Below are 12,883 nucleotides of genomic sequence, written 5' to 3'. Positions count from 1 at the left end.
CGGTGACCTGCCAGCCTATTGGAAGCGAATTGAGAATACGCAAAAGCACGGTCCTCGCGGTCAACACGCCATCCGGCAGTTCCACCGTCTTCGCCCGCATTTCTTCGTGGCCCTTGCGAAAGTTCTCATTTTCTTCGATTTCAAATCGGAAGAGATAGGGAAGCTGCTGTTTAAGGGCCAGAATGGTTTGCATCAAATCGTGCTTCCCCGGACGCATTTCTCGAACAACGTAGTCGATATCAACCGGGTACTGGACATCGAATAACGCGGACTTCTGTCCTTCGCGTTTATGCCCAGGATCATTTGATCCAAACCCGCTGAAATTCCAGACTGGCCGCTTTGTGCGCTTTGAATACTCATCGATGAGTATGGTTTCCAAATCGAAATTCGAGAACACCAAAACTCTCACCGCTTTGAAGCCAACCAGGTTGGCGTCGAGATTCTTTCTGCCCTGAATGCTATGAAAATGTCGCGTCAACCGGCTGCGAAATCCCGCCTCGGCGTCGGTCTTGCCAATGTAAACCAAATCATTCGCGTAAAAGAGCATGTAGGCGCCCTGAACGCCTTGGGGAATTCGCACCACGTTCTCGAGCAGTAGCGGATCGGCTGACAGTCCGTCGAAGTAATCGGGTAGTTTTTCCCGTATGACCTCCGGAATATTCAGTTCGAACTCCGCGTACCCCATCAGGCGGCCTTTGACTTGAGCGGAGAACGACGCAGATATTTGGCCATCTGTCGTGCGAAGGCTTCCGAGAGTTGGCGTGGCACGGCGTTTCCAAGTTGGCGCATATTCTCGGACCACGATCCAATAAACTCGTAATCGTCAGGTAGCCCTTGCAGACGCGCGGCTTCTCTCACCGTGAAGTACCGAACTTCTCCGCTGTCGAGCAACATCATGTTCTCGCCTCCTGGAACGCCATGCACTCCGGCTTTCAGCGCCTTGGCCGGCTCGTCCAACAAACTCCCGGTATGCCCTGGATAGGCGCGAGCTCCGTGTTGCATGATATGGTTTGGTGTATCATGCCGACTCCCGGGCTCGCCAAGGCCGGAGATCGCATCTCTCACGGTCACCCAGGCTTTGGATTTTGGTTCGATCATGGCTGAGCGCAAGTTTTCGACTAACACGCTATCTAATTTTTTTGGTCCACTTCGTGGTGGATGGATGCCGTGCATCCGCCAATAGTCGCCAGTAACCCATTGATCCCATAGAAGCCGGTCCCGCGTATGCGTCACACGGGGGGGCGTGGGCCACTCACCCAAATCCTCGTGAAGCCCCATAATGATCACGCGGTGACGCTTCTGGGGAGCCCCAAAGTCGGCGGCATTGACCGGCACCAACCGGATGCAATAGGTGGCTTCGTGCTCAGCGGAGTCCAGGCGGCGCAGGTGGGATTCGCGCGACTCGCCATCCTCTTGTTTCAACGATGGCTTCGCCAGCGATTGCAGCACCCAACGCAAATAATCCGCGAAGCCCGGTCTGAGCAATCCACGAACATTTTCAAACAAGAAAGCACGCGGCTTTATTTCGCGAACAGACCGAACCGCCTCCGGCCACATGTCCCGTCGGTCTTCATTCCCCCGATGGCGGCCACCGATCGAGAATGGCTGACAGGGCGGCCCCCCGGATACGAGATCGACGCCACCATATGCCGACCAATCGACCAGCCGAACATCTTCCCGATGGATCGGCCAGTTCTTGACCAGACTGAGGCCCAAGTCTCGATTATGCTGAATATTGGCGACGGAATGCTTGTCCCATTCCGACATCCTTAGAGAACGAAAGCCAGCCTTGGACAGTCCGAGTGCCAAGCCCCCACAACCGGTGAATAGCTCAACACTTTCCATCACAAAAACTCTCCCACACGTCCCGAGTCGGTCATGGCACGCAAACCTTCGCGATGCGATGATCTGGCTTCAGTTATTAACTGGAGTTTCCTGACGCCGCCTTATTTTGTTCCCTTTTTGTACAAGGCCCGATAGATCCGGGCAAGCCCCCTGCGCATGTTGCAACGGCCGAATCCGCTGATATACAGCCCTCCTGCTTACCTGCGCCCGTGTGCAGGAGTGAGCCACAGGAGAACATTATGCCAGACAGCACCAAGCCCGCGTCGGGATTCCAGTTCGGCCTCGCCAATCTGACGCCCCCGGCCCCGCCCGCCGACATGATCATGGTCACTTTCCCCGACGGCAAGACGCGCGATTATCCGCGCGGCACCAGCGGCCTCGACATCGCCAAGGGCATCTCGCCATCGCTCGCCAAGCGCACCGTCGCGATGGCGCTGGACGGGGTGGTCACCGACCTGTCCGAGCCGATTCAGGCCGATGCCGGGATCGACTTCGTCAACCGCGACGACCCGCGCGCGCTGGAACTGATCCGGCATGACGCCGCCCATGTGCTCGCCGAAGCCGTACAGGCGCTGTGGCCGGGCACCCAGGTGACGATCGGCCCGGTGATCGAGAACGGATTCTATTACGACTTCTTCCGCAACGAGCCGTTCACGCCGGAGGATTTCGGCGCGATCGAGAAGAAGATGCGCGAGATCATCCAGCGCGACAAGCCGTTCACCCGGGACGTCTGGGACCGCGAAAAGACCAAGCAGGTATTTCGCGACAAGGGCGAGAGCTTCAAGGTCGAGCTGGTCGATACCATCCCCGGCACCGAGCCGATCAAGATCTACTATCAGGGCGACTGGTTCGACCTCTGCCGCGGCCCGCACATGACCTCGGTCGGCAAGGTCGGCAACGCCTTCAAGCTGTTGAAGGTGGCCGGCGCCTATTGGCGCGGCGACAGCAACAACCCGATGCTGACCCGGATCTACGGCACCGCCTTTGCCAAGCAGGAAGATCTCGACGCCTATCTTCACCAGATCGAAGAGGCGGAAAAGCGCGACCACCGCAAACTCGGCCGCGAGCTCGATCTGTTTCATTTCCAGGAGGAAGGCCCCGGCGTGGTGTTCTGGCACGCCAAGGGCTGGACCATCTTCCAGGCGCTGATCGCCTATATGCGCCGCCGGCTCGGCAGCGACTACCAGGAAGTCAACGCGCCGCAGATCCTCGACAAGTCGCTGTGGGAAACCTCGGGCCACTGGGAGTGGTACCGCGAAAACATGTTCGCGGCGCAGTCCGCCGGCGACGAGGCCGAGGACAAGCGCTGGTTCGCGCTGAAGCCGATGAACTGCCCCGGCCATGTGCAGATCTTCAAGCACGGGCTGAAGAGCTATCGCGACTTGCCGCTGCGGATCGCCGAATTCGGCATCGTGCATCGCTACGAGCCGTCCGGCGCCATGCACGGGCTGATGCGGGTGCGCGGCTTCACCCAGGACGACGCGCATGTGTTCTGCACCGAGGCGCAGCTCGCCGACGAGTGCCTGAAGATTAACGAGCTGATCCTCTCGACCTATGCCGATTTCGGCTTCGAGGGCGAGCTCACGGTCAAGCTCTCGACCCGGCCGGAGAAGCGCGTCGGCACCGAGGAGATGTGGGACCACGCCGAGCGCGTGATGGCCACCGTGCTGTCGGAAATCGCGGCGCAGGGCAACAACCGCATCAAGACCGAGATCTCGCCCGGCGAAGGCGCGTTCTACGGCCCGAAATTCGAATACGTCTTGCGCGACGCCATCGGCCGCGACTGGCAGTGCGGCACAACGCAGGTCGACTTCAACCTGCCGGAACGCTTCGGCGCGTTCTACATCGATGCCGATGGATCGAAGAAGGCACCGGTGATGGTGCATCGCGCGATCTGCGGCTCGATGGAGCGCTATATCGGCATCCTGATCGAGCACTTTGCCGGCAACTTCCCGCTGTGGCTGTCGCCGACCCAGATCGTCGTCACCACGATCACCTCGGATGGCGATGAATACGCCAAGGTGGTCGCCGCCGCGGCGCGAAAGGCCGGGCTACGCGTCGACATCGACCTGCGCAACGAGAAGATCAACTACAAGGTCCGCGAACATTCGCTGATGAAGATCCCGGTGATGCTGGTGGTCGGCAAGAAGGAAGCCGAAACCGGCCAGGTCTCGATCCGCCGCTTCGGCAGCGAGAAGCAGACCGTGATGTCGCTGAGCGAGGCGCTGGCCTCGCTGGTCGAGGAAGCCACGCCGCCGGACGTGATGCGCGCGCGCGACGAGGTGTAGGATCATCCGCGGTCATTGCGAGGTCAGGGAAAGCCAATTGGCTTTCCCCTTAGCCCTTGCGACGAAGCAATCCAGTTCTTGTCGAGCTTATGGCTTTCTGGATTGCCGCGTCGCTTTGCTCCTCGCAATGACGCGGAGAGGCCAAGGCTCATAACAGCCATTCTGCGACCGGAGGAATATGATGAGCGACGAACAGGAAATCCCGGCCTACCCGATCCTGGCCTATCAGCTGATCCCCGACCCGAACCGGCCGCATGTGGTGGCGCTGGCGTTCGAAACCGAGCGCGGCCACAGCCTGTATCTGGCGACCCGCGAGATCCTCGAGGACCTCGCCAAGGATCTGCTGGCCCGCGCCGACAAGATGCCGGCCAAGGAAGTTGCCAGCGCGCCGCTGCGACTGACCTGATCGCGGCCCACAATCGGTCTAAAAGCGTGCCACCCGCCTCGTGGCGGGCCAGCTCGCATGGTAAGCGACGGACATCCGCCGTGGAGCCCGAGACCGAATGACCGATACCATCGCCTTCCTGAAGACCCGCCGTTCCGTCAAGCCGCGCGAGATGAGCGGCCCCGGCCCCTCTGCCGCCGAGCTGGAGACGATCCTGACCATCGGCGCGCGGGTGCCGGACCATGGCAAGCTGGCGCCGTGGCGCTTCATCGTGTTCGAGAACGAAGCGCGGCTGCGCGCCGGCGACGTCATCGCCGCCGTGTTCGCGCGCAAAAATCCGGAGGCGGCGGTGGCCGATGTCGAGGTTGAGCGGCGCCGGCTGCTGGAAGCGCCGCTGGTGATCGCGGTGGTGTCGGTGATCAAGCCGCACCCGAAAGTGCCGCCGTGGGAGCAGGAACTGTCCGCCGGCGCCAGCGCGATGAACATCGTCAGCGCCGCCACTGCGCTCGGCTATGGCGCCAACTGGCTGACCGGCTGGTTCTGCTATGACCGCGACGTGCTCGACGGGCTGGGCCTCGAAGCCCACGAAAAACTCGCCGGCTTCATCCATATCGGCACGCCGACCAGGCCCAATGAAGACCGGCCGCGGCCGGTGCTGGCCGAGCTGGTGACGCGGTTCTAGCGTTCCTTGCGCGGCGACGATTGGCCCCGCGGCCAATTGACCGCCGCGGCCTTTCCATTTATTAGAATTATTCTAATCTAATGGAAGCGCAACATTTTGGCCGAAACGAGCAACGATACGTCCACCCGGCGACGGCGCTCCATCCTGACGGTTGCCCTCCTGATCGGAGCGGCGGCGATTGGCATCGCGGTGTACCGCAGCCAGGCCGAGGCCCCGAAGGTATCCGCTGACGCCGCCGCACCGGACAAACCGGACAACGACCGGCAGATCGAACTCTCCGCGGACACCCAGCAGAAGATGGGCGTCGAATTCGGCAGTGCCGAGCTGAAGCCGCTGCGCAAGCTGATCCGCGCGCCCGGTTCAGCGTCGTTCGACGAGCGCAACGTCACCCATCTCCGGGCCCGGACGCAGGGTCGGGTGACCCGGCTCTATGTCCAGCCGGGCGACCCGATCCAGGCTGGCCAGACGGTGGCCGCGCTCGATTCCAACAATGTGCTCGAGGCGCGACGCGCGATGGACACGGCGCGGGCCTCGCTCAGCGACACCTATGCCGCGCAGACGCTGGCGCAGACGGCGCTGGAGCGCGCCAATTATCTGCTGTCCTACCGGGCGACGACGCCGGCGGATGCCGAGAAGCGCCAGGCCGACGTCGCCAAGGCGCTGGCCGCCGTGCAGTCGGCGCAGGCGCAGCTCGACGCTTCCACGGCGCAATATCAGCGGCTGGCGCCGATCGCCGACGAGCCCGGCGGCAGCGCCATCATCTCGCCGATCGAGGGCGTGGTGACCAGCGCCAATATCACCCTGGGAGAGGTGATCGATACCAACCAGGAAGCCTTCACCGTCGCCGACCCGTCGCGCATGCTGGTGCAGGCGAGCCTGTATGCCAATGATATCGGCCTGGTGAAAAGCGGCGACGAGGTCACCGTGATGGCCTCGCAGCAAGCCATCAAGGGCAAGATCCGCTCGGTCAATGTCGCGCTCGACGCGGCCACCAACACCGCCGCGGCGCGGATCGAACTGCTCAATCCGGAACTGTACCTGCGCGCCAACATGTTCGTGTCGGTGACCATCGATGCCGATCTGCGCCGGCGCGGCCTCACCATCCCGGCCGCGGCGGTGCAGATCACCGAACAGGGCCCGATCGCGTTCGTGCGCACCGCGCCCACCACCTTTGAGCGGCGCGACCTGAAGATCGGGCTGCAGCAGTCGGACTGGGTCGAAGTGCAGGACGGCATCGCGGAAGGCGAGACCGTCGCGACCAGTGGCAGTTTCAACCTCAAGGCCATCCTGCTTCGCAGCCTGCTCGGTTCGACAAATTGAACATGACCTCCTGGTTCGAATTGATGATCCGCCGCCGCTGGCTGGTCGTCACCCTCACCCTGGCCGCCCTCATCGGCGGACTGGTCAACCTGCAGCATCTGTCGGTCGACGCCGTCCCCGACATTTCGCCGAAACAGGTGATGATCCTCACCGTGTCGTCCGGCCTCGGCCCGCTGGAAGTGGAGCGGCTGGTGACGTTTCCGGTCGAGAACGCGATGGCCGGCATGCCCGGCCTGTCCGGCATCCGCTCGATCTCGCGCTATGGCGTGTCGGCGGTCTATGTCACCTTCGACGACGCCATCGAGATCGAATTGGCGCGCGCCCAGGTGTATCAGCGGCTGGCGCTGGCCAAGGCGACGATGCCGCAAGGCGTCGGCGATCCGCAGATGGGGCCGGCGGCGACCGGGCTCGGCGAGATCTATCAGTTCCAGGTGCGTGGCCCCGGCTATTCGGCGATGGCGCTGCGCCGGATCCTGCAATGGACGATCGCCCCCAAGCTCAAGCTGGTGCCGGGCATCGCCGACCTCAACATCTATGGCGGCGAGATGCCGACCTATGAGGTGCAGATCTCCAACGACGCGCTGCGTCGCTTCAACCTGTCGCTGCCGCAGGTCTACACCGCGCTAACCGCGAATAATTCCGCGCGCGGCGGCGCCTATCTCGAGCATAATGACCAGCAGCAGGTGATCCGCGGCCTCGGCCTCGTCAAGAGCATCGCCGACATCGAGATGATCCCGGTCACCACCGGGCCCAACGGCACCGCGGTGACGATCGGCGCGATGGGCCGCGTGGTGGAATCGCCCAAGGTGCGGCTCGGCGCGGTGACGCATGATGGCGAGGGCGAGACGGTGGTCGGCATCACGCTGATGCAATTCGGCGAGAACGCCAGCGCCGTGGTGGCCCGCGTCAAGCAAGCCGTCGTCGAGATCCAGAAACAACTGCCGCCCGGCGTCGAGATCCAGCCCTATTACGACCGCAGCACGCTGGTCGGCCAGACCCTGCATACGGTGGCCGGCAACCTCGCCGAGGGCGCGATCCTGGTGGTGTTCGTGCTGCTGCTGATGCTGGGAAATTTGCGCGCCGGCCTGATCGTCGCCGCGGCGATCCCGCTGTCGATGCTCGGCGCCGTCGCCGGGATGCGGCTGTTCGGCCTGTCGGGCAATCTGATGAGCCTCGGCGCGATCGATTTCGGCCTGATCATCGACGGCGCGGTGGTGATGATCGAGAACATCCTGCGGCAGCGCGCGGCGGAGCCGTCGCGGCCGATGGCGGATGTCACCCGCGACGCCGCGGCGGAAGTGGCGCGTCCGATCTTCTTCGCGGTAGGCATCATCATGATCGTCTATCTGCCGGTGCTGGCGCTGGAAGGCGTGGCCGGCAAGATGTTCCGGCCGATGGCGCTGACCGTGATCCTCGCGCTGTTCGTCTCGCTGGTGCTCACCATGACGGTGATGCCGGCGATGGCGGCGGCGTTCCTTCCGAAGTCCGGCGGCCATGATCACGAGACCTGGATCATCCGGGTGATCCGTGTCCGCTACGAGAAGATGCTGCTGTTCGCCGAGGATCACGTCAAATCGGTGATCATCGTCACGCTGCTGGCGTTCGGCGGAAGCTGCGTTCTCGCCACCCAGCTCGGAGGCGAATTCCTGCCGAAACTCGCCGAGGACTCCATCATCATCACCTCGGAAAAGCTGCCCGGCATCAACCTGCCCGCCACGCTGAAGGTCGTCACCCGGATCGAGCAGATCCTCAAGGCGTTCCCGGAAGTCCGCAAGGTGGTGTCGCTGACCGGCAGCGCGGAAATCCCGATCGACCCGATGGGCGTGGAATCGACCGACAGTTTCGTCACGCTGCGGCCGCCATCGGAATGGAAATCCGCCAAGACCCAGGAAGCGCTGGTGGCGCTGCTGCAGCAGCGGCTGACCTCCGAACTGCCCGGCGTGGCGTTCAGCTTCTCGCAGCCGATCCAGATGCGGATGGAGGATCTGCTCGAGGGCGTGCGCGGCGACGTCGCGGTCAATCTCTATGGCGACGACCTGACGGCGCTGAAGACCACGGCGGACCAGATCGCCAAGGTGGTGAAGGGCATTCCCGGCGCCGCCGACGTCAAGCCGGAGGCGCAGGCCGGCGCGCCGGCGCTGTCGATCGCCATCAACCGCGGCGAAGCGGCCCGCTTCGGCGTCAATGTCGACGACATTCTGGCCTCGGTGCAGAGCATCGGCGGCCATTCGGTCGGGTCGGTCTATGGCGACGACAATTCGATCACGGAAATCATCGTTCGCCTGGCGCCGGAAGACCGTCTCGACATCGCCAGCCTCGCCAACATCCCGGTCGGCATGAGCGGACGCAAGCTGGTGGCGCTGTCGCAGGTCGCGGATCTGCGCACCGATACGGTGCCCGCGCAGATCAGCCGCGAGAAACTGCAGCGCCGGATCTCGGTCGTGGCCAATGTCCGCGGCCGCGACGTCCAAAGTTTCGTCGACGAGGCCAAGCGCGCGGTCGAGAGCCAGGTGCAGTTGCCGCCGCGCTATTCGACGACCTGGACCGGGCAGTTCCAGAATCTGCAGAAGGCGCTGTCGCAGCTCGTGATCGTGGTGCCGATCGCGATCGCGGCGATCTTCATCCTGCTGGTGGTGATGTTCGGCGATATCCGCCCGGCGCTGCTGGTGTTTCTCAACGTGCCGATCTCGGCGACCGGCGGCATCCTGGCGCTGTATCTGCGCGGCCTGCCGTTCTCGATCTCCGCCGCGATCGGCTTCATCGCCACCTTCGGCATCGCGATCCTCAACGGCGTCGTGCTGGTAACCTATATCCAGAACCTGTCCGCCGGCGCGTCGCCGCGCGAGGCGGCGATGGAAGCCGCGCGTAAACGGCTGCGCCCGGTGCTGATGACCGCCTCCGTCGCCACCCTCGGCTTCCTGCCAATGGCGATCTCGACCAGCGCTGGCGCCGAGGTACAGCGGCCGCTGGCCACGGTGGTGATCGGCGGCCTGATCACCGCGACGGTGCTGACGCTGCTGGTGCTCCCCGCGATCTATCCGCTGAGCTTCGAGATCGGGCGCAAGCTGCGCGAAAAACTCTCGTTCCGGCGCGCCGCGAGGTAAAGCGACGCGCCGGCCTGGCGTCAAATGGAGCGCCGCTGCTACGCCGCCTTTGAAGCGCCGTGGCCGAATTTCATCAGCAGATGCGCGATCTCCGACGCCGGCCGCGCGGCGCTGAACAGGAAGCCCTGCACCTCGTTGCAGCCCTCGGCGCGCAGCCAGTCGAGCTGGTCGACGGTCTCGACGCCTTCCGCCGTGGTGGTGATGTTGAGGCTGCGGCCGAGGCCGGAGATCGCGCGGACAATGGCGACGCAGTCCGGCCGGCCGATCAGGTCCTTGACGAAGGAGCGATCGATCTTGATCTTGTCGAACGGAAAGCTTCTGAGATAGCTCAGGCTGGAATAGCCGGTGCCGAAATCATCCATCGAGATGCGCACCCCGAGGTCGCGGAGCTGATGCAGGATCGCGATATTGGTCTCGGTCTCGGCGAGAAACAGCGATTCGGTGATCTCCAGCTCCAGCCGCAGCGGTGACAGCCCGGACTGCGCCAGCGCGGCGATCACGATCTGCACCAGGTTGCGGCTGCGGAACTGCGCCGGCGACAGGTTGACGGCGATCTTGATGTCGTCCGGCCATTTCGCCGCCTCGGCGCAGGCCTGTCGCAACACCCATTCGCCGAGCGAAACGATCAGGCCGATGTCTTCCGCCACCGGGATGAAATCGGCCGGCGAGACCATGCCCTTGCCGGGATGATTCCAGCGCAGCAGCGCCTCGAAGCCGGTGATGCGGTCGGCGGCGAGATCGACCAGCGGCTGGTAGTGCAGTTCGAACTCGCCATGGGCGAAGGCGCTGCGCAGGTCCAGCTCCATGTCGCGGCGCTTCTGGGCCTGACGATCCATCTCGCGTTCGAAGAAGCGATGCACGCCGCCGCCCTCCGATTTGGCGCGGTACAGCGCCATGTCGGCGTTGCGCATCAATTCCTCGCTATGGGTGCCGTCGCCCGGCGACAGCGCGATGCCGATGCTGGCGCCGATCACCACCTCGATGCCGTCCATCTCATAGGGCACGCTGAGAATCTCGATCAGCCGCGCGGCAAAATCATTCGCCTCATTGGGCGAGATATCGGAAGCCAGCACGATCGCGAATTCATCGCCGCCGAGCCGCGCCACCAGATTGTTGCCACGCACCTCGGCGCGCATCCGCCCGGCCACCATCTTCAGGATCCGGTCGCCCATCGGATGGCCAAAGGAATCGTTGACGTTCTTGAACAGATCGAGATCGATGCACAGTACCGCGACATGTTTGCTGGGATCGTTGAGATCCAGCGCCTGGCTCAGCCGCTGCTGATAGAATACCCGGTTCGGCAGTTCGGTGAGACTATCATGATGCGCCATATGGGCGACCCGCGCCTCGGCCTTGCGGCGCTCGGTGATGTCGACAATGGCGACCAGAAAACCATCGCGGCCCTCGAAATTGACGCGGCGCCCATAGGTGAGCACCTCGATCTCGCTGCCGTCCGCCTTGACGTGGCGCCAGTCGCGATCCGACTGGAACGTGTCGCCGAGTTGCCGCAGCGCCTGGCTGTGGATGTCCCATTCATCGCGCGGCCAGATCTGCCGCAACTGCATGCGCAGGAAGCTGGCGCGGTCGTAGCCGTAATGCGCGATGGCGGCGTCGTTGACGCCGAGAAAGCGCATGGTGTCGGCGTCGAATACCCACATCGGCATCGGATTGCTGTCGAACAATAGCCGGAACGATTCTTCGCGACGCTTGATGTCGGTGACGTCGGTGATCGTCAGCGACACCAGATCGCCGAAGGCCGTGGCGCTGAGGCGCAGGTTGCGATCGTCGCAATCGAGCTCGAACTGGTCGGTGGCCCCGCTCGCGATCATCGATAGCAGCCATTGCCGGACATCGGGCAGGCACAGCGCATGGCCGCCGGTGCTGAGCCGGCGCCACTGCAACTCGCTGCCGGCACTTTCAGCAGTTCCGCCGCGCCGCGGTTGAGATGCACGATCTGGAAGTCGAACGCCCGGCTTTCGGAATCGCGGATCGCGGCCAGCGACACGATGCCTTCATTGGTCGCAGAAAAGATCGCATCGACCAGGTTGTAGCGCGGCCCCTGCTCGTTGACATAGGCGCCGATCAGCGTGCCGCCCCAGCGCGACGAGGTCGGCAGCGCGAGAATCTCATAGGTCTGGACCAGGCCGTCACGCACGCAATGCACGACCGACAGATGCGGCCGGCAGGTCTCCAGCGCGCAATGCGCGGCCTCCGCCAGCGCGGTGGCGCAATCGGGCGACAGCACGGCCAGCGGAATGTCCCAGCGCTCGTCGCCCAGCCATTCCTGCACGTAACGGCCGCTGCGCGACACTTCCAGCGACTGAGGATCGCCCTTCAGCAACACGATGTGATCAGCCATGCGGCCGAGACTGCCGAGCATCACATCCTCGTAGCCCGGCAGCGCCTGTCCGGGACGCAGCGCGGCGTGCCATTTGCGCTTCAAAGCAGGGATATCGCCATACAGTTTGGCGTCCGGTTGCACGGATGATTTTTTCGCCGCGATCACGACCGTCCCTTTCAGAATACTTGCGCTGGTAAGCGGTATTCAGGTCATCCGGCTTAATACCGTGTAAACGTTTGACGGCCGCCGTCGGCAACCGTGCATTATGAATTTTTTAAGTCACGTGATGGTTAGGGCGGATTCAGGACTATGACGGCGGTATGACAAATGGATCGCCATGGACGCGTCCTATCGACGCTTCGCGCGACGCGTTCGATCGCGCCGATATCGCTCTTTGGCTGCGATATCTGATCGGCCAGCCGGCGGGATTCCGGCAACACCCTTGATAGCGCGGCAGCGCCCGGCGGGCATGCCCGGTGGATTCAGACGCTGATCAAGCCGGGCGGCGGCTTGCGCGCGGGGCATGCCTGTTCGAAGGCATAGGCCAGACGCAACAGCGTATGCTCGCTCCAGGCCCGGCCGGCGAAGGTGGCGCCCAACGGATAGTCCGGCGTGTCCTGGCCGTCGATCGTCCCCGAGATGAAGCCGCCGGGTACCATGACGCTGGGGTAGCCCGCCTTGGCGGCAATCGCGGCGCCGGTCGCGCCGGCGAACAGCACCGCATCGAGTTGGTGCTGGTCCATATAGGCGTCCATGCCCCGCTCTCTGGCGGCCAGCAGGTCCATCGCCCGCGCCGACTTGTATTCGCGCTCGCTCAGATCGCCTCTGGTATCATTGGCCGCGAGCAACAGGTCCTGGCCGAACCGCGGCGCCGTGCCAGCATTCGCCGCGTTGAAGGCGACGATGTCGGCGATGGTC

The 12,883-nt window shown here is 63.6% G+C and carries 7 protein-coding genes and 2 pseudogenes; 5 read left to right on the top strand and 4 right to left on the bottom strand.

Translation table 11 applies throughout. The features are described from left to right. Nucleotides 1–685: Eco29kI family restriction endonuclease (locus Q0S16_RS02635; protein ID WP_295844715.1), on the bottom strand; the 685-nt coding region annotated here is incomplete at its 3' end. Further along, nucleotides 685–1,845: a DNA (cytosine-5-)-methyltransferase gene (dcm, locus tag Q0S16_RS02630; protein WP_295844713.1), complete on the bottom strand. Its 1,161-nt coding sequence runs from the start codon at nucleotides 1,843–1,845 to the stop codon at nucleotides 685–687. The genes dcm and Q0S16_RS02635, both read right to left, overlap by 1 nt. Nucleotides 1,846–2,084: 239 nt before the next feature. Here dcm and thrS point away from each other — a divergent pair, with 239 nt between their 5' ends. From thrS to Q0S16_RS02605, 5 genes are all read left to right on the top strand, one after another. Beyond that, nucleotides 2,085–4,133 carry a threonine--tRNA ligase gene (thrS, locus tag Q0S16_RS02625; protein WP_295844710.1) on the top strand — a complete coding sequence of 683 codons (2,049 nt, stop codon included), beginning with the start codon at nucleotides 2,085–2,087 and terminating at the stop codon, nucleotides 4,131–4,133. A 181-nt stretch (nucleotides 4,134–4,314) separates the two neighbouring features. Then, a complete protein-coding gene (locus tag Q0S16_RS02620) occupies nucleotides 4,315–4,539 on the top strand; it encodes a hypothetical protein (protein ID WP_295844705.1) in 225 nt (74 codons plus the stop codon). Nucleotides 4,540–4,636: 97 nt separating this feature from the next. Further along, entirely contained in the window at nucleotides 4,637–5,200 is a 564-nt protein-coding gene (locus Q0S16_RS02615; protein WP_295844700.1) for a nitroreductase, read from the top strand. A 96-nt stretch (nucleotides 5,201–5,296) separates the two neighbouring features. Next, nucleotides 5,297–6,520 carry an efflux RND transporter periplasmic adaptor subunit gene (locus Q0S16_RS02610; protein WP_295844698.1) on the top strand — a complete coding sequence of 408 codons (1,224 nt, stop codon included), beginning with the start codon at nucleotides 5,297–5,299 and terminating at the stop codon, nucleotides 6,518–6,520. A gap of 2 nt (nucleotides 6,521–6,522) precedes the next feature. After that, nucleotides 6,523–9,624 (top strand): CusA/CzcA family heavy metal efflux RND transporter, encoded by a 3,102-nt coding sequence (locus Q0S16_RS02605; RefSeq protein WP_295844696.1) that lies wholly within the window; start codon nucleotides 6,523–6,525, stop codon nucleotides 9,622–9,624. Between the two features lie 38 nt (nucleotides 9,625–9,662). On the opposite strand, the pseudogene Q0S16_RS02600 reads toward Q0S16_RS02605, so the two are convergent. Together Q0S16_RS02600 and Q0S16_RS02595 are read right to left on the bottom strand one after the other, a co-directional pair. Continuing rightward, nucleotides 9,663–12,130 (bottom strand): annotated as a pseudogene (locus Q0S16_RS02600) (EAL domain-containing protein). Between the two features lie 317 nt (nucleotides 12,131–12,447). Continuing rightward, nucleotides 12,448–12,883 (bottom strand): annotated as a pseudogene (locus Q0S16_RS02595) (amidase); the annotation flags it as partial.

Source organism: Tardiphaga sp. (assembly GCF_025356345.1).
GTDB lineage: Bacteria > Pseudomonadota > Alphaproteobacteria > Rhizobiales > Xanthobacteraceae > Tardiphaga.
This window is presented reverse-complemented; position numbering and strand designations above follow the sequence as displayed.

Excerpts from the sequence above, each read along its gene's own strand:
- dcm (WP_295844713.1), bottom strand. The coding sequence starts at position 1,845 with ATGGAAAGTGTTGAGCTATTCACCGGTTGTGGGGGCTTGGCACTCGGA.
- thrS (WP_295844710.1), top strand. The coding sequence starts at position 2,085 with ATGCCAGACAGCACCAAGCCCGCGTCGGGATTCCAGTTCGGCCTCGCC.
- Q0S16_RS02620 (WP_295844705.1), top strand. The coding sequence starts at position 4,315 with ATGAGCGACGAACAGGAAATCCCGGCCTACCCGATCCTGGCCTATCAG.
- Q0S16_RS02615 (WP_295844700.1), top strand. The coding sequence starts at position 4,637 with ATGACCGATACCATCGCCTTCCTGAAGACCCGCCGTTCCGTCAAGCCG.
- Q0S16_RS02605 (WP_295844696.1), top strand. The coding sequence starts at position 6,523 with ATGACCTCCTGGTTCGAATTGATGATCCGCCGCCGCTGGCTGGTCGTC.